Origin of the sequence: Amycolatopsis sp. WQ 127309, from assembly GCF_023023025.1 — a bacterium.
GTDB lineage: Bacteria > Actinomycetota > Actinomycetes > Mycobacteriales > Pseudonocardiaceae > Amycolatopsis.
In genome coordinates, this window is sequence record NZ_CP095481.1 from 4,011,393 (window position 1) to 4,027,557 (window position 16,165).

The following is a 16,165-nucleotide window of genomic DNA, read 5'->3' on the forward strand; positions in this document are numbered from 1 at the left end:
CGGTCACTGTGTTGGCCACTCTGGTCACTGTGTTGGCCATTCCGGTCGGTGTGGTGGCGCTTGCGGTCGTCATGGGGGCCTGCCGGGCAGCTGTTGTGGCGTCCGGAGCGGCCAACACGGTGACCGGAGCGGCCAACACGCCCGGCGTGAGAGGTGCGAGGTCACGCGGCACTAGGCGTCGACGCGTTCCCGGCTCGCCGCGGCCGCGATGCCGGCCAGGGCCAGGAGTCCGCACAGCCACGCGAACCAGTCGCCGAAGCGGGCGTACGGCGTGCCGCCGCTGCCGAGCGGGACGTCTGCCGTCACCACCGAGAACGGCTGGTCTCCGGTGTGGGTGTCGGCGAGGACGCGGCCGTGCGCGTCGGACAGCATCGGCGTCCCGCGGGATGCGCTCCACGCCACCGAGAACCCGTTCTCGACGCCGCGGATCAACGCCGTGCGGCTGTGTTCCCAGCCGTCGACGTCCTCGTCGGACGCCGGGATCAGGACCAGGCCGGTGCCGGCCGCGCCGTAGTCTCCGCTGGGGTCGCCGAAGTTGACGTCCATGCAGACCAGCAGGCCGATCTTCGCCGGGCCCGCGAGGTACGCGAGGTCTGTTCCGGACGTGATGTTCTTCGAATCCCCGTTGTGCCACTTGTGGAACTCGACCGCCGGCCCGGACGGCGGGACGTCGAGCGCCGCGTTGAACCGGCCCTGCGGCGTGGTGTCGTAGACGCCGGTGACGACCTCGACGCCGGTGCGGCGGAGCTGCTCGGCGAACCCGGCCCGGGACACGTCGTCCACCGCGAAGGCCGCTTCCGGCAGCACCGCGACGCGCACGCCGTCCGGCAACGCGCCGATGGCGTCCACATAGGACTGGAGGAGCGCGGCGCCCTGCGGCGTCGTGACGTCCGTGGCCCAGGCCGCCTGGGCCGGGGCGATCAGCGCGACCTTCACCGTGGTCCCGGCGGGGCTGCTCAGCCGCGCGGTGCTCCAGAAGACCAGCCCGGTCAGCGCGGCGGCGACCGCCACCACCGAGACCACCCGGGACCGGCCCGCGACGCCGGGCGCGCAGATCGCGGCCACCGCGGCCGGGACGGCCAGTACGAGGAACTCGACACCCCAGCCGCCGGTCACCGACGCGAGCTGCAGGACCACCGGCCGGTCGGCCTGGGTCGTCATGAACGTTCCCATCAGGCCGGTCGGGTTCAGCAGGGAGACCGCGTAGAGCGCGACGGTCCACAGGCCGGCCGCGGCGAGCACCGCCAGCACGGCGTGCCGACGTCGCACCAGCAGCCGGAACAGGCCGACGGCCAGGGCGAACAGCACCGCGCTGCCGGCGAGGATCGCGATCGCGGCCGGCCGCGGGACGGCCAGCGAATGCCAGAAGTAGCTCCAGGTGCCGGTGCTGCCCGCGGCGTAGGCGACGAACGCGCAGAGCGCCGCCGTCACCCCGGACACCCGCGGCGCGAGCAGCAGGATCGGCAGTGGTGCGAACCACGCCAGCGCGGCGACCGGGTCCAGCCCCGTGCCGAAGAAGAACAACACACCCGACGCCACTGTCGCGGCGATCGGCCGGCCCGGCCCCAGTCTGCTCATGACCCCGACGGTCGCAGGGCCGGCGGCGGGCCGCACTGGGCCGCACCACCCTCTTCGTGGTCGGGCTGGCCCTACCTGCCGGAAATGTACGGATCCTCCCGGTAAGCGCTTTCGGGTTCATGGAGTGTTCAGGGAGCCGTCACACCGCAGGGATCGGGTTCCGGTCGGCCGATCCGTAGCGTTGCTCAACGAACAGCCTCCGGCGACGGAAATGAGCCCCGCATGGACTTCTCGCTGATCGTGCTGGTGGTGATCGTCGCGGCGCTCGCCTTCGACTTCACCAACGGCTTCCACGACACGGCCAACGCGATGGCCACGTCCATCGCCACCGGCGCCCTCAAACCGCGGGTCGCGGTCGGGGTCTCCGCGGTGCTGAACCTCGTCGGCGCCTTCCTGTCGGTGGAGGTCGCGAAGACGATCTCCGGCGGGATCGTCGACGACACCAAGGTGACGCCGGTGATCATCTTCGCCGGCCTGGTCGGGGCCATCGTCTGGAACCTGGTGACCTGGCTGATCGGGCTGCCGTCGAGCTCGTCGCACGCGTTGTTCGGGGGGCTGATCGGCGCCACCTGGATCGCGTCGGGCTCGGACGCCGTCCACTTCGGCAAGGTCGTCGAGAAGGTCCTCATCCCGGCGCTCGCCTCGCCGATCGTCGCCGGGCTCGTCGCGACGCTGGGCACCTTCCTCGTCTACCGGATCACCGCCCGGGCGAAGAAGGACACCGTGGGCCGGACGTTCAAGGCCGGTCAGATCGCCTCGGCGTCCCTGGTCTCGCTCGCGCACGGCACGAACGACGCGCAGAAGACGATGGGTGTCATCACGCTGACGCTGATCGCTTCCGGTTCGCTCGCGCCGGGCTCGAACCCGCCGATCTGGGTGATCCTGACCGCCGGCACCGCGATCGCGCTCGGCACCTACCTCGGCGGCTGGCGCATCATCCAGACGATGGGCAAGAAGCTCACCGAAATCCAGACGCCGCAAGGCTTCGCGGCCGAGACGAGCGCCGCGGCCGTCATCCTCACCTCCGCGCACCTCGGCTTCGCGCTGTCCACCACGCACGTCTGCTCGGGCGGCATCATCGGCTCCGGCCTCGGCCGCCGGCTCGCCGAGGTCCGCTGGGGCGTCGCCGGCAAGATGGTCGTCGCCTGGGCGTTGACGCTGCCGGCCGCCGCGATCGTCGGCGCGATCGCCGCCGAGGTCTCGACGCTCGGCACCTGGGGCACGGTCCTGATCGGTCTCGCCGGGGTCGTCATCGCGGTGGGCATCTACCTCGCGTCGCGGCGGAACCCGATCAGCGCCAACACCATCACCGAGCCCGAGCCGGCCCCGCAGCCGGCCAACGTCTGAGGAGTGCCGTGAACATCGATTGGGGTTCCCTCGGTCTCGTCTTCGTCGTCGCGCTCGCTTCGGTCGTCGTGCTGACGAGCCTCTTCTCCTTCGGAGTGGTGGGGCTCTCGCAGCGCGAGTCGGCTCGCGAAGCGGGTGGCTCGGGCACCGGCCCGTTGGCCGGCGCGATCCTCTGCTTCGCCGTCTGCCTGGCGATCGTCGGTTACGGGATCTACTTGATCGTCGCCTGAGCGCGTTCCCGGAGGCCGTCCGGGAGCCCGCCGAGCATCGGGGCCAGGGTGTTCCGGCGCTCGGCGCTCAGGTGGTTCAGCATGTCCAGCGCCGGCGTCCAGAGGTCTTCGTCGGCGCCGGCCGCGGTGATGACGCGGCCGAGGCGGTGGGCCGGGAGCAGGCCGACGACGTGGTCGATGCGGTTCTTGTCGTCGAGGACGAACGCGATCCGCAGCAGGCCCGGGTCGTCGATCTCCTCGAGGCAGCGCCGGACCGTCGGGTCCGGGAGGTGCCCGACGAACCGGCCCAGCGTGATCCAGTCCGCGCGATCGGCCAGTTCGGCCGCGACGGCGAGCACGGTGTCGATGGGGATGCGCGAGATGATCGCGCTCGCGCGGCGCGGGTCGAGGTCGGCCGCGACCTCCGACAGGAACCGGGGGCTCAGGCGCTTCGCGACGTCGACGCCGCGGGCGACGTCCACCACGCCGGCGATCCGGGCGCACAGCAGCGGGCCGAACACCTTCTCGGCGATCTTCGCCAGCACCGCGCCCGGCACGATCCGCGCGGCGAGCGCCATCCGCTGCAGCACGGCGAGGTTCGCGTCGAACAGCGTGTCGGTGACGCGCTCGCGGAACACCCGCAGGTCGCCGGCGTCGACGCGGGCCAGGTACTCGAGCCGCTCCGGCGCGACGCCGAGGACGCGGGCCAGCTTGAGGATCTCGGCTTCGGCTTCGTAGTTGTCAGTCACAGCTTTGTCATTCACAGCCCGACCGCCTTCCGGACCGCGCCGCGCAGCAACGCGGGGACGTACCGGAGGCCTTCTTCGCCCGCCTCGGCCAACGCCTTCGCCTGCCGTCTGCGCGCGTCGCGCAGCGCGTCGGCGAGGTCCTGCCGCTCGTGCTCGTCGAGGGCCTCGATGCCTTCGGGGAGGTCGCCGCCCAACTGATCGGCGAGGGTGCGCTCGGCCATGGTGGATCATGATGCAGCACCGGGGGCGCTACCGTGCGGATATGAGCATCGAGACGTCCACCACCCGTGTCGGCGACCTCTCCGCGTACCTGGCCCGCCCGGCCGGTGGCTCCGGGTCCGGGATGCTGCTGCTGCCGATGATCACCGGCATCGGCGCGCAGGTCCGGGCCTGGGCCGACGAGCTCGCCGGCCGCGGCATCACGACGTTGACCTGGGACGTCTTCCACGGCGCGAGCACCGACAACACCTCCCGCGAGGACCTCGGCGCGAAGCTCGGCGAGCTGTCCGACGAGGTCGCGCTGACCGAGCAGACGGCGTTGCTCGACCACCTGCTCGGTGACCTCGGCTGCACGTCGGCCGGCGTCATGGGCTGGTGCTTGGGCGGCCGGTTCGCGCTCCTGCTCGCCGCCCGTGACCAGCGGCTTTCCGGTGTCGTCGCCTACCACCCGACGGTCCGCGACCCACTGCCGCCGAACCACACCCTCGACACGGTCGCTTTGTCGACAGAGATCACGGCGCCGGTGCTCGTCGCCTACCCGGAGGCCGACACGGTCGTCTCGCACGAGACGTTCGACCGGCTCCAGGCCGCGCTGCAGTCCCGCGCGACGGGCGCGACGTTCACCCAGCACTTCCCGGGCGCCGAGCACGGCTTCAGCGACTCCTCGCGGCACGGCACCGCGGTCAACGCCGACGCGTTCGCGCTCTCCTGGCCGCAGACCCTGGCCTTCCTGGACGCCCTGAAAGGTTGACTTTCGGCAGTGGTCGCCGCCGCGACCCGCTTGTAGCGTCGCTGGTGTGCGGGAGGTGACGAGGCGACGGTGGCGGGTGGTGTTCGACGCCGTCCTCGCGCTGTTCCTGGCGTTCATCGTCGTCTCGGACACGGTGGACGCCCGGGCGTACTGGGAGATGGCCGGCGGGTTCGCCGTCGTCCTGGGCTCGGTCGCCACCGCCCGGCGCTTCCCGGTCGTCTCGCTCGGCGTCGCGCTGGCGGGGGCGCTGGTCGTACCGTTCCCGTACGGCAACCGCCTGCCGGTCTGGGTGATCTTCGTGCTGGTCGCGATGTGCTACCAGGCCGGGCTGCGGATGCCGCGGGCGCGGCCGGGCCTGCTGCTCGGTGGCGCCGTCGCGGTGCTCGGCCTGCCGCTCTCGCTGCTCGTCGGCGAGGACGGCCTCGGCGACTGGGCCGAACTGGTCACGATGCTGGTGTTCGCCGGGCTCTCGCCGTGGCTGCTGGGCCGCTACGTCCGGCTGCGCGGGGAGCTGGCCCGCACCGGCTGGCGCCGCGCCGAGGAGATGGAGAGCCGCCAGCGCCTGGTCGCCGACCAGGCCCGGCTGCGCGAGCGCGCGCGGATCGCCAGCGACATGCACGACTCGCTGGGCCACGAGCTGAGCCTCATCGCCGTCCGCGCGGCGGCCCTGGAGGTCGCCGGCGGCCTCGACGACGGCCAGCGCGGCGCGGCCGCCCAGCTGCGCACCAGCGCCGCGGCCGCCACCGAACGGCTGCGCGAGATCATCGGCGTGCTGCGCGAGGACGCCGCGCCCGTCGAGCCGGTGCAGGGCGACCTCGGCGAGCTGATCGCGCGGGCCCGGGCGTCCGGGCTGCTCATCGATTCCACAGTGGACAGCGCGCAGGCACCGCCGATGGTCACCCTCGCGGCCCACCGGGTCGTCCAGGAAGCGCTGACGAACGTCGCGAAGCACGCGCCCGGCGCCGCCGTGACGGTCCGGGTGACCAGCTCCGACGCGCAGACCGAGGTGAGCGTCGTCAACGCGACGCCGCCCGCGGGGCCGCTGCCGGGCGCCGCGTCCGGGCACCGCGGGTTGATCGGGCTGCGCGAGCGCGTCCGGCTGGTCGGCGGCACGCTGCGGGCCGGGCCGCACGCGGGCGGGTTCGCCGTCACCGCGACGCTGCCGCACGACGCCGCGCCGGTCGAGGAGACCGCGGAGCTGCGGGAGGCCGCCGACGACGCCGTCGGGCAGCCGACGTCCGCGCGGGCGCTGGAGCTGGCGCGGCGTGACGTCCGGCGCAGCCTGATCCAGGCCGTCGGCATCCCGCTCGGGCTGTTCGCGGTGGTCATCGGGGTCGCCGGGATCGCTTTCCTGTACCTGTGGAACTCGTCGGAGCTGCCCGGTCCGGTCTACGACCGGCTGCGGCTCGGGCAGCCCCGCGCCGAGGTCGCGCCGCTGCTGCCGGGCAACCAGCGCAGCGCCCGGCCGACGCGCGGCGAGCCGCCGCTGCCGCCGGTGCCCGGGGCCGCGTGCGAGTACTACGGCACCGGAAGGTCGTTCCTGAACAACGACTACGCCGCCTATCGGCTGTGTTTCGCCGACGGGAAGCTGGTTTCGAAGGACGAGTTCGCCGAGGGGGTTTCGTGATCAGGGTCGTGCTGGCCGACGACGAAGCGTTGATGCGGGCGGGGGTGGCGGCGATCCTGGCCGCGGACGGCGGCATCGAGGTCGTCGCCGAAGCCGCCGACGGGCGTGCGGCGGTCTCCCAGGTGCTGGCCACGCACCCGGACGTCGTGCTGCTCGACATCCGGATGCCGGTGCTGGACGGCCTGGGCGCGGCCGCCGAGATCCGGCGGCTGCTGCCCGCGACCGGCGTCATCATGCTGACGACGTTCGGCGAGGACGACTACATCGAACGCGCGCTCGGCCTGGGCGCGGGCGGGTTCCTGCTCAAGTCGGGCGACCCGCGTGAGCTGCTGGCGGGCATCCACGCCGTCGCGGACGGCGCCGCGTTCCTCTCGCCGAAGGTGGCGCAGCGGGTCATCGCCCGGCTGTCCGGCGGCCGGCTCGCGCGCGCGTCGGCGGCCCGGTCGCGGATCGCGTTGCTGACCAACCGGGAGCGGGAAGTGCTGGTGTTCATCGGATCCGGACTGTCCAATGCGGACATCGCGGCGAAGCTGTTCGTCGTCGAGGGCACGGTGAAGGCGCACGTCAGCACCATCCTGACCCGGCTCGGCGTGAAGAACCGGGTGCAGGCCGCGATCACGGCGTACGAGGCGGGACTGGTCGGGGGAGACCCGGCGGCTGCCGGCCACTGACCCCGGCGCCGATCCGGGCCGCGGCTTTGGCGGGGGTCGTTCTCAGGAGCGCGTTGCGCAGTGCGGTGGCGACGGGGTTGGTGAGCTGCGGGCCGATCTTCCCGGCTCGGACTGAGTTCCTTGCGACTTTCTGGCTGCGCTTTCGTCTCTCTCGGTCGTACTTCCTGAGTGCATTCTCGGTGGTGTCCTCTGTGGACACGGCGTGGGCGAGCACGACGGCGTCTTCGAGGGCCTGACAGCCGCCCTGGCCGAGGAACGGCGGCATCGCGTGGGCGGCGTCGCCGAGCAGTGCGATCCGGCCGCGGACGTAGCTGGTCAGCGGCGTGCCGAGGTAGAAGAGGTCGTGGTGGAGGATGTCCGCGGCGGGCGTCGCGTCGATGAGCGCCGGGATCGGGTCGTGCCAGCGGCCGAAGTGCTGCTGGAGGTAGGCCTTGACGTCGGCGGGTCGTTCGCCGGCCCGGACGACGTAGGAGATCCACCAGTAGACGTCGCCGCCGGCCAGCGGGAGGACGCCGATCTCGGCGCCGCGATCCCAGCTGGTGCTCAGCGGCGTCCCGGGCCGATGGGCGACGCCGCGGAAGGCGGTGCTGCCGCTGTAGACCGGTGGTGCTCCCTTTCTGATCCGGCTGTTGATCCCGTCGGCGGCCACGACGAGGTCGGCGTGGAGTTCTCCGCCGGTGTAGCGCACGAAGCCGTCTTCGCGGACTTCGGTGACTTCGGCGCCGGTCTTCACCGTCTCTCGGGGCAGTGCTCGCGCGAGCGCGTCGATGAGATCCCGGCGGTGGATCGCGGCGAGGGGAAGCCCGTGGTGCCCGGTGAAGGCGTCCGCGTCCCAGCCGGTGATCCGTCGGCCGCGCTTGTCTCGCAAACCGCCGTCGCGCTGTTCTTGCAGGGGAGCCTGGACGCCGAGGACGTCGAGGCAGCGCTGGGCGTTCGGCCAGAGCGAGATCCCGGCGCCGACGCCGGTGATCTCGGGTGCTTTCTCCAGAACGGTCACGTCCCAGCCGACCCGACACAACCCGACCGCCACCGCGAGCCCGCCGATACCGCCGCCGACCACCACCGCGCGCATAGCTCCTCCTCTACAGGTGTAGAGGACTCTACACCTGTAGAGTGGGGCTCGTGGACCGTCTCTCGGCAATCGGTGACGCGGCGATCGAGGTGATCGCGGCGGAAGGCATGCGCGGCTTGACCCACCGAGCGGTCGACCGGGCGGCTTCGCTGCCCGCGGGGTCGACGTCGTACTACGCGCGGACCCGCGGCGCGCTGCTGGAGCTGGCGATCGACCGGATGGTCACGCTGGACGACGTCGACGTGGAGCCACCACCGGGCCGCTTGGCGGAGTACCTGGCGGGCTTCGTCCACGCGGCGATCACGACGGGTCGAACGCGGATGCTGGCGCGGTACGAGTTCGCGTTGGAGGCAACCCGCCGCCCGGAGCTGCGGAAGGCGTACGACAAGGGCGGCTTGCTGATCCGCCGCCGCTGCGCATCGGTCCTGGCCACCGCAGGCTCCCCAGAACCAGAACGCCACGCGACGGTCTTGGTGGCCTGGCTGGACGGCGCGATCTTCGACGCAATCGCGGGCACGGGCTCTCTCGCGCCGCCTTCCCGGGCCGCGCTGACCCGCGGCGCCCGGGAAGTGCTGGCGGGCTTGGGGATCTCCTCTGTCGACTAAGTTGTTTCGAGTCCGGATTTGGATCGGCGTTTGAAATTTTCTTCCTTACTGGCTGTTCGTCGCCTTTCTTTCCAGGAGGCCTGAAGGTCGTACGTCGACGTCAGGCAGAAAACCGGAGCTGAAGACTACTTCGTCGCCCATGAGTCGCCCAGTGTTCCGTTCACCCTTTTGGGTGCACACTATTCGGGCTCGAACCGTAGCCCCTCGCGCTAGGCGATGAATGTGCACGTAGAAGACCTGCCGGGAATCGCGCAGTTGCCTGGCGAGGCGAACGTCGGCATCGGGCTTTGAGCCGTCCAAGTTCCAGGGGTCGGCCAGGGCTCGGAACCCCTCCGGTAGCTCGATGCGTGGCCGCAGCTCGTGCTTCGAGCTGTCCTCCGCACCTTCGACGACCAGGTCCTTCGCTCCACGGTTCTGGATCGTAACTTCGAGTACCAAAAGATTGGAGATCTCTGTGGTTCCGATCTTCATCTTCACCTGGACGCCCACGGTCGCGGGGTCGATACGTGCGACTTCCGTGAGCCCGATGACGATCTTCAGCCTCGCGGCTCCGCCGACCCGGAAGAAGTAATATGAGATCGCGAGCCCGATCAACGCGCCGATGAGTGTTGTCGAACCGGCGAGAACCAGGTCTGCAGTCGACACAAGAACGCTCGCTCTCTGTCTTGACTCTGTACGTGGGTGCGAGGACTATAGATAGCAGAGGTCGGCTGGTTCGTCGGCCTCAGTCCCAACAAAGGGAGTTAAAAATGTGCACCGTCGTCCAACGTCATCGGCTCTGTCGGTGGCGTTGCTGATAGCACGGCACGCACTCCTTTTGTTGGCCTCTTTCGTTGGCCAATGCGGGGGGACCCACCTGGTGGGTCCCCCCGCTTTTTTAGCTCGCTAGGGGCGTCAGGCGTCCCGGCGGCGCAGCACCGCAGGGCCCGCGACCAGCGCCACCGTGGTCCAGATCGCGCAGATCAGCAGGCCCACCCAAGGTGCGTACGGTGCCGCGGCCTGGGTGATCGGGTTCGGCTGTCCCGCCTCGACCATCGCGTTCACCCCGGCGATCCCCGGGAAGTACGGCACCCAGCCCGGCAGGCCCAGCGACGCCACGATCAGCGGTAGCGGCACCAGCGCCACGATCACCGTCACCAACGTCCCCGCCGCGCTTCGCAGCGCCCAGCCCACTCCGGTGCACAGCAAGCCCAGCAAGGCGAAGTACCCGCCCATGCCCACAGCCGTCGTGAGGGCGCCGGCGACGGACGTCGGCAGGCCGTGGCCGTCCTTCACCACACCCGCCAACGCCATTCCCGAGACCGACAGCGCCACGCCGTACGCGAACAGCACCGGCAGCAGTACCGCCGCCTTCGCGAGGACCACCCGTGAACGCACCGGCGTCCACAGCAGCGTCGACCGGATGCCGCCGCCCGCGTACTCGCTTGTCACGAACAGCGTCGCCAGTGCGATCACCGCGAACTGCGTCAAGTAGAAACCGCCGCCCAGGGCGATGGTGTTGGCGCCCATCGGGTCTTCGCTGTCGTAGCGCTGGGCGATGGCCGACACCGCGCTGTAGAACGCCATCAGCGCGGCTCCGGCGATCAGCGTCCACCAGGTCGCGCGGACCGACCAGAACTTCGTCCACTCCGAAGAGACCGTAGACACCGCAGCCGTCATGCCGACACCCCGTACTCCACCGAAGAAGCGGTCAGTTCCATGTACGCCTGCTCGAGCGACGCCGTCCGCTCGGCGAGGCCGTGTACCCGGATGCCCAGCTCGTGCACCAGGTCGCCGACGCGGGTGACGTCGAGGCCGTCGACCACCAGCTCGGCCGGTGCGTCCAGGTCCGTGTGGGCGCCTTCGGCTCGCAAGCGGCGGGACAGCGCGTCGCGCTCGGTGGGGTCCGGGACGCGCACCGAGACCGTCGTGCGGGAGTTGCCCGCGATGAACTCGGCGACCGGCGCGTCCGCGAGGAGCTTTCCCTTGCCGATCACCACGAGGTGGTCGGCCGTCAGCTGCATCTCGCTCATCAGGTGGCTCGAGACGAACACCGTCCGCCCCTCGCCCGCCAGGGAGCGCATCAGCTGCCGCACCCAGCGGACGCCGTCCGGGTCGAGGCCGTTGACCGGCTCGTCGAACAGCAGCACGCCCGGGTCGCCGAGCAGCGCGCCCGCGATGCCCAGCCGCTGCCCCATGCCGAGCGAGAACTGCCCGGCCCGCTTGCCCGCGACGTCCGAAAGCCCGACCGTCGCGAGCACCTCCTCGACCCGCGATGCCGCGATGCCGTTGCTGCGCGCCATCGCGAGGAGGTGCTTGCCGGCGCTGCGGCCGGGGTGCAGGGCCTTGGCGTCGAGCAGCGCGCCGACCTCGCGCAGCGGGTGCCGCAGCTCGGCGTACCGCCGCCCGCCGACGCGCACTTCGCCGGCCTGCGGGTGGTCGAGCCCGACGGTCATCCGCATGGTCGTCGACTTCCCGGCGCCGTTGGGACCGAGGAACCCGGTCACCTGCCCGGCCCCGACGTCGCAGGTGAGCGCGTCGACGACGGTCTTCTCCCCGTAGCGTTTGGTGAGTCCCCTGAGCGTGATCATGCAGCCCAGTCTGGGATTTCCCCGGCGCCACGACATCGGACGACGGTCGCGGACCGCCCCCGACTTTCGTCAGGTGCGGCGCCGCGTGACGTGCCGCGTCGGGGTGGCGGTCGCCGGGTCCTCGGGCCACGGGTGCTTCGGGTAGCGGCCGCGCAGGTCGGCGCGGACCGCCGGGTAGCCGTTCGTCCAGAACGACGCCAGGTCCGCGGTGATCGCCGCCGGGCGGCCGGCGGGGGAGAGCAGGTGCAGGACGACCGGGACGCCGGCGAGCGTGGGCGTGCCGGTCCAGCCGAACGTCTCCTGCAGCTTGACGGCCAGCACCGGCTGGTCACCGCCGTAGTCGACGCGGATGTGCGACCCCGTCGGCACTTCCAGCCGGTCCGGGGCGAGTTCGTCCAGCCGGGTGGCTTCCGGCCACGGCAGCAGCGCCTTCAGCGCGGTACCGGCGTTGACGTTCGCCAGGTCCGCGCGACGGCGGGCCGCGGAGAGGTCCAGCCAGCTGTCCACATCGGACAGCAGCGCGGCGTCGTCGACGGCGGGCCACGGCGCGCCGAGCACCCGGTGCAGGAACGCCATCCGCTCGCGCAACCGGGTCCCGTCGGCGGTCCACTTCAGCAAGCCGAGGCCTTCGGCTCGCAGCCCCGCCACCAGCGCGTCGTGGACGTCCGGGTGCTGCAACGGCCGCGACGCCAGCGTGATGGCGCCGAGCCGCCGGACGTGCCGCGCGACGACGTCGCCGTCGGCCCAGGTCACTTCGTCCACTTCGGACACCGAGCCGGCGCGCACGGCGAGGCGCTCGTCGGCGGCCGCGGCGAGCCGGATGGTGCCGTGCACGCGGCCGGGATCCCGGGTCGCTTCGGCGATGGCCAGCCACGCGGAGTCCAGGCCGCTGCCGGGCGGCAGTTCGGCCGCGGTGCCGCCGGCCATGAGGTAGACGGGCTCGCCGCCGGCCCGTCGCCGCGCGAGCCGTTCCGGGTGGGCCAGGGCGACGATCAACGCGGGATCGGGCTTGCCGTCCCCGGTCACCAGCCGCGAAAGCCGCTCGGCCTCGCGCTTCCACCGTCGCGCCGCGTCGTCGCTCGCGCCGCGCAACCGCCGCAGCTCCGCATCGACGTCCGTCAGCTTGCCGCCCGCGTCGAGCAGCGCCACGACCTCCGCCGCGTTGCGCGCGCCGACCGCCTCCGCGCCGTCCAGCAACGCTCGCGCCAGCCGCGGGTGCAGCCCGAGGTCGGCCATCCGGCGGCCGCGCGCGGTCACCGTGCCGTCCGGCGCTGTCGCGCCCAGCGTGGCCAGCAGTGCGCGACCCGCCGCCAATGCGCCTTCGCCGGGCGGATCCCACCAGGCCAGCCCGCTGCCGTCCGGCGTCGACCAGCACGCCAGCTCCAGGGCCAGCCGCGCCAGCTCCGCCGTCCGGATCTCCGGCTCGGGGTACGCGGGCAGCGTCGCCTGCTCGTGCTCCGCCCAGCAGCGGTACACCCGGCCCGGCGCCTCGCGGCCCGCGCGGCCGGCGCGTTGCGCGGCCACCGCCGCCGACACGCGGACCGTGGCCAGGCCGGGCAGCCCACGCCGGTGGTCGACGCGCGGCACCCGCGCCAGCCCCGAGTCGACGACCGCGCGCACCCCCGGCACGGTCAGGCTCGACTCGGCCACCGCCGTCGCCAGCACGACGCGCCGTCGCGCACGCGGCCGCAGCGCGTCGTCCTGCTGCGCCGCGGTGAGCCGTCCGTGCAGCGGCAGGACGTCCACATCGGACAGATGCAGCAACCCCGAGGTGCGCGCGATCTCGCCCGCGCCGGGCAGGAACGCGAGCACGTCACCGTCCCCTTCGGACAGTGCGGTCCGCACCGCGCGCGCCACCGCGGGCTCGGCGCGCTCGCCCCGCGACGGCGGCAGGTAGGACGTCGTGACCGGGTAGGTCCGGGCGGACGCCTCGATCACCGGCGCGTCGCCGAGCAGCGTGGCCAGCCGGCCGGACGCCACGGTCGCCGACGTCGCCAGCAACCGCAGGTCGTCGCGCAGCCCGGCGCGGACGTCCAGGAGCAGCGCGAGCAGCAGGTCCGCGTCCAGGTGCCGCTCGTGGCACTCGTCGAGCAGCACCGTCGCCACCCCGGGCAGCTCGGGATCGCCCTGCACCCGCCGCACCAGCAGCCCCGACGTCACGACCTCGACGCGCGTGCGCGAGGACACCTTCCGGTCGCCGCGCACGGCGTACCCGACGGTCTCGCCGACCGGCTCGCCCAGGATGGCGGCCATCCGCCCCGCCGCGGCCCGCGCGGCCAGCCGCCGCGGCTCGGCGACGACGACGCGGCCGTCGCCGGACATCAGCGCGAGCGGCACCAGCGTCGTCTTGCCGGTGCCGGGCGGCGCCACGAGGACCGCGGTGCCGTGCGCGTCCAACGCGGCGAGCACGTCGGGCAGCACGGCCCGCACGGGCAGGTCGGGCAGCTTCACTTCTCGGTGACCTCGGGGGGTGGTGGGAGCTGGTAGCCGGACGGGCCGATGTTCGCGTTGAGCGAGCGCAGCCATTCACCCGAAGAGACCATCTTGCCGATCGCGTCGTCGATCTTGCTCACCCCCTGCGCATCGCCCTTGCGCAGGCCGACGCCGTAGTTCTCCTTCGAGAACGGCTTCCCGACGACCTTCAGCAGCTCGGGGTCCCGCGCGACGTAACCCGCCAGGATGACGCCGTCGGTCGTCACGGCGTCGATCTGCCCGGCCAGCAGCGCCGTGACGCAGTCCGGGTACCGCGGGTACTCGACCAGCTGGACGGCCTGGGCGAACTTGTCCTTGACCTGCTGGGCGGGCGTCGAGCCGGTCACCGAGCAGAGCTTGCGCGAGTTGAGCGTCTCCGGCCCGGTGATGTCGGCCGCGGTGCGCCGGACCAGCAGGTCCTGGCCGGTCGTGAAGTACGGCCCGGCGAACGACACCTGCTGCTTGCGCTTGTCGGTGATCGAATAGGTCGCCACGACCAGGTCGACCGTCCCCGAGGCGAGGTCCGCCTCGCGCGTCGCCGACGTCGTCTCGCGCCACGTGATGTCCTTCGCGTCGACGCCGAGCTCACCCGCCACAAAAGTCGCGACGTCGACGTCGAACCCGACGAACCGGCCGTCCACGGTGTGCTCCGACAGGCCCGGCGCGTCGAACCGGATGCCGATGGTCAGGTGATCCGTGGCACTGGCGCGGGCCACCACGGAGTCGGTCGGCGAAACGTGGGTGGGACCGCACGCGGTCGCCGTGACCAGCAGCAACGCCGAAGAGACCAGCACGCGCCACCGCATCCCGCCGCTCCCTCCGCCCCCGCCGGGCCCTCACGAAGTTCTCAGGTCCTCCCGTTAGCCTAAGTGCGTGGTGCGACCGTCCCAACCCGTACTGGACGCCGTCGGCACGCTCGCCCGGCTCGGGCTCGCGGCCGTCTGGCTCGTTTCCGGTGCCGTGAAGCTGGCCGATCCGGGGCAGACGCTGATCGCCGTCCAGGCGTACGACGTGCTGCCCGGCGCCCTCGTGAACGTGGTGGCCGTCGCGCTGCCGCTCGTCGAGCTCGTGCTCGGGCTGTTCCTGCTCGCGGGCCTGGCGACCCGGTGGGTCGCCGGCGCCGCGCTGGTGCTGCTCGTGGTGCTCATCGCCGGCATCGCCCAGTCGTGGGCGCGCGGGCTGAGCATCGACTGCGGGTGCTTCGGCGGCGGCGGCCAGGTGGCGGCGGGACAGACCGAGTACCCGCAGGAGATCCTCCGCGACTCCGGTTTCGCGCTGCTGGCCGTCTGGCTGCTGGCGCGGCCGCGCACCTGGCTGTCGATCGACGGCTGGCTGGCGCGAGGTCGTGGGAACAGTCGTGGGAACTCTGTCGAGCCCGGGCCCGACTACTCGGGTATCGCGGAAGGGAACTGATACACAGTGGGTGGAGCTGAGCGGACCGCTCGGAAGCGTCGTCAGGCCGCGCAGGCCGGGGGAGCGAGGGCGGTGGCCCAGGCCCGGGGCGCGTCCGGTGACAAGCGGAAGTGGATCATCGGGATCGCCGCCGTGGTCGTGGTGGCCGCGCTCGTGATCGGCGGCGTGATCTGGACGATCTCCGACAAGAACAAGACCGAGGGCCAGGTCATCAACCCCGGCCAGGCCACCACGTCGCTGGCCGCCGATGTCACCCAGAAGCGTGACGGCGTGGCCGTCACGGTCGGCAAGACCGGCGCGAAGTCCACGATCGACGTCTACGCCGACTTCCTCTGCCCGATCTGCGGCACGTTCGAGAAGAACAACAAGACGCAGATCGAGCAGGCGGTCAACGACGGCAAGCTGGCGGTGCGCTACCACATGGTGCCGCTGCTCAACGACCGCTCGAGCCCGCCCGGGTACTCGCTCGACTCGGCGAACGCGGCGCTCGCCGCGGCCGACGCCGGCAAGTTCCTCCAGTTCCACGACGCGCTGTACGCGAACCAGCCCGAAGAGGGCAAGCGCGGTTACGACAAGGCGCAGCTGATCGACCTGGGCAAGAACGTCGGCATCACCGACCCGAAGTTCGCCGAGACGGTCAACGCCGGCACCTACAACGACCAGATCAACGTCGCGTTCCAGCAGATCGAGACCGACCCCAAGCTGGCGCAGGACTTCGGCGGCGGCCAGAGCGGCTTCGGCACGCCGACGGTCATCTCGAACGGCGCGATCGTCAACTGGCAGGACCAGAGCTGGCTCACCGGGGTGCTCGGCTGAGTCCGGGCAATTCGCCCACTCGGGTACGGAACCTGGTCTAGGCTGATTCCCGCAGGGTGGGGAACC

The 16,165-nt window shown here is 71.9% G+C and carries 17 protein-coding genes; 8 read left to right on the plus strand and 9 right to left on the minus strand.

Annotation, left to right across the window (positions count from 1 at the left end; all coding sequences use genetic code 11):
- Positions 1-171: 171 nt before the first annotated feature.
- Positions 172-1,578, minus strand: a complete 1,407-nt coding sequence (locus tag MUY22_RS18920; protein ID WP_247061328.1) for a nitrilase-related carbon-nitrogen hydrolase — start codon at positions 1,576-1,578, stop codon at positions 172-174.
- A gap of 222 nt (positions 1,579-1,800) precedes the next feature.
- Between MUY22_RS18920 and MUY22_RS18925 the strand changes: the two genes are divergently transcribed.
- Complete coding sequence (locus MUY22_RS18925; protein ID WP_247061330.1) at positions 1,801-2,925, plus strand: inorganic phosphate transporter; 1,125 nt, start codon at positions 1,801-1,803, stop codon at positions 2,923-2,925.
- 8 nt (positions 2,926-2,933) lie between these two features.
- Complete coding sequence (locus MUY22_RS18930) at positions 2,934-3,155, plus strand: hypothetical protein (protein ID WP_247061331.1); 222 nt, start codon at positions 2,934-2,936, stop codon at positions 3,153-3,155.
- Here the strand turns inward: MUY22_RS18930 and MUY22_RS18935 are convergent.
- Positions 3,137-3,883 (minus strand): hypothetical protein, encoded by a 747-nt coding sequence (locus tag MUY22_RS18935; RefSeq protein ID WP_247061332.1) that lies wholly within the window; start codon positions 3,881-3,883, stop codon positions 3,137-3,139. The two genes, MUY22_RS18930 and MUY22_RS18935, sit on opposite strands and share 19 nt — an antisense overlap.
- Positions 3,884-3,894: 11 nt before the next feature.
- The gene (locus tag MUY22_RS18940) at positions 3,895-4,104 is read right to left on the minus strand and encodes a hypothetical protein (RefSeq protein WP_247061333.1); all 210 of its coding nucleotides are present in this window, start codon (positions 4,102-4,104) and stop codon (positions 3,895-3,897) included.
- 41 nt (positions 4,105-4,145) lie between these two features.
- Between MUY22_RS18940 and MUY22_RS18945 the strand changes: the two genes are divergently transcribed.
- From MUY22_RS18945 to MUY22_RS18955, 3 genes are read left to right on the plus strand one after another with little or no spacing between them, the layout of a single operon-like run.
- Positions 4,146-4,853, plus strand: a complete 708-nt coding sequence (locus MUY22_RS18945; RefSeq protein ID WP_247061334.1) for a dienelactone hydrolase family protein — start codon at positions 4,146-4,148, stop codon at positions 4,851-4,853.
- A gap of 46 nt (positions 4,854-4,899) precedes the next feature.
- Complete coding sequence (locus MUY22_RS18950) at positions 4,900-6,480, plus strand: sensor histidine kinase (protein ID WP_247061335.1); 1,581 nt, start codon at positions 4,900-4,902, stop codon at positions 6,478-6,480.
- Complete coding sequence (locus MUY22_RS18955) at positions 6,477-7,151, plus strand: response regulator transcription factor (RefSeq protein ID WP_247061336.1); 675 nt, start codon at positions 6,477-6,479, stop codon at positions 7,149-7,151. The genes MUY22_RS18950 and MUY22_RS18955 overlap by 4 nt, the downstream gene beginning before the upstream one ends.
- Here MUY22_RS18955 and MUY22_RS18960 read toward each other — a convergent pair.
- Positions 7,096-8,223 (minus strand): FAD-dependent monooxygenase, encoded by a 1,128-nt coding sequence (locus MUY22_RS18960; protein WP_247061337.1) that lies wholly within the window; start codon positions 8,221-8,223, stop codon positions 7,096-7,098. The genes MUY22_RS18955 and MUY22_RS18960 overlap by 56 nt on opposite strands.
- A gap of 50 nt (positions 8,224-8,273) precedes the next feature.
- Between MUY22_RS18960 and MUY22_RS18965 the strand changes: the two genes are divergently transcribed.
- Complete coding sequence (locus MUY22_RS18965; RefSeq protein WP_247061338.1) at positions 8,274-8,828, plus strand: TetR/AcrR family transcriptional regulator; 555 nt, start codon at positions 8,274-8,276, stop codon at positions 8,826-8,828.
- Between the two features lie 45 nt (positions 8,829-8,873).
- On the opposite strand, the gene MUY22_RS18970 is transcribed toward MUY22_RS18965, so the two are convergent.
- From MUY22_RS18970 to MUY22_RS18990, 5 genes are all read right to left on the minus strand, one after another.
- On the minus strand, positions 8,874-9,473 hold the full coding sequence (locus MUY22_RS18970; RefSeq protein WP_247061339.1) for a hypothetical protein: 600 nt from the start codon (positions 9,471-9,473) through the stop codon (positions 8,874-8,876).
- 249 nt (positions 9,474-9,722) lie between these two features.
- Entirely contained in the window at positions 9,723-10,487 is a 765-nt protein-coding gene (locus tag MUY22_RS18975; RefSeq protein WP_247061340.1) for an ABC transporter permease, read from the minus strand.
- Positions 10,484-11,398 (minus strand): ATP-binding cassette domain-containing protein, encoded by a 915-nt coding sequence (locus tag MUY22_RS18980; RefSeq protein ID WP_247061341.1) that lies wholly within the window; start codon positions 11,396-11,398, stop codon positions 10,484-10,486. The genes MUY22_RS18975 and MUY22_RS18980 overlap by 4 nt, the downstream gene beginning before the upstream one ends.
- Positions 11,399-11,467: 69 nt before the next feature.
- Positions 11,468-13,849 carry an ATP-dependent helicase HrpB gene (hrpB, locus tag MUY22_RS18985; RefSeq protein WP_247061342.1) on the minus strand — a complete coding sequence of 794 codons (2,382 nt, stop codon included), beginning with the start codon at positions 13,847-13,849 and terminating at the stop codon, positions 11,468-11,470.
- Positions 13,846-14,676 (minus strand): glutamate ABC transporter substrate-binding protein, encoded by an 831-nt coding sequence (locus MUY22_RS18990; RefSeq protein WP_247061343.1) that lies wholly within the window; start codon positions 14,674-14,676, stop codon positions 13,846-13,848. Before MUY22_RS18990 ends, hrpB begins: the two co-directional genes overlap by 4 nt.
- A gap of 67 nt (positions 14,677-14,743) precedes the next feature.
- Here MUY22_RS18990 and MUY22_RS18995 point away from each other — a divergent pair, with 67 nt between their 5' ends.
- Together MUY22_RS18995 and MUY22_RS19000 are read left to right on the plus strand one after the other, a co-directional pair.
- On the plus strand, positions 14,744-15,283 hold the full coding sequence (locus tag MUY22_RS18995; RefSeq protein ID WP_247061344.1) for a MauE/DoxX family redox-associated membrane protein: 540 nt from the start codon (positions 14,744-14,746) through the stop codon (positions 15,281-15,283).
- A gap of 72 nt (positions 15,284-15,355) precedes the next feature.
- Positions 15,356-16,099: a thioredoxin domain-containing protein gene (locus MUY22_RS19000; RefSeq protein WP_247061345.1), complete on the plus strand. Its 744-nt coding sequence runs from the start codon at positions 15,356-15,358 to the stop codon at positions 16,097-16,099.
- Positions 16,100-16,165 lie beyond the last annotated feature (66 nt).

Coding starts and splice junctions, on each gene's coding strand:
- MUY22_RS18920 (WP_247061328.1), bottom strand. CDS start 1,578: ATGAGCAGACTGGGGCCGGGCCGGCCGATCGCCGCGACAGTGGCGTCG.
- MUY22_RS18925 (WP_247061330.1), top strand. CDS start 1,801: ATGGACTTCTCGCTGATCGTGCTGGTGGTGATCGTCGCGGCGCTCGCC.
- MUY22_RS18940 (WP_247061333.1), bottom strand. CDS start 4,104: ATGGCCGAGCGCACCCTCGCCGATCAGTTGGGCGGCGACCTCCCCGAA.
- MUY22_RS18945 (WP_247061334.1), top strand. CDS start 4,146: ATGAGCATCGAGACGTCCACCACCCGTGTCGGCGACCTCTCCGCGTAC.
- MUY22_RS18960 (WP_247061337.1), bottom strand. CDS start 8,223: ATGCGCGCGGTGGTGGTCGGCGGCGGTATCGGCGGGCTCGCGGTGGCG.
- MUY22_RS18975 (WP_247061340.1), bottom strand. CDS start 10,487: ATGACGGCTGCGGTGTCTACGGTCTCTTCGGAGTGGACGAAGTTCTGG.
- MUY22_RS18980 (WP_247061341.1), bottom strand. CDS start 11,398: ATGATCACGCTCAGGGGACTCACCAAACGCTACGGGGAGAAGACCGTC.
- MUY22_RS18990 (WP_247061343.1), bottom strand. CDS start 14,676: ATGCGGTGGCGCGTGCTGGTCTCTTCGGCGTTGCTGCTGGTCACGGCG.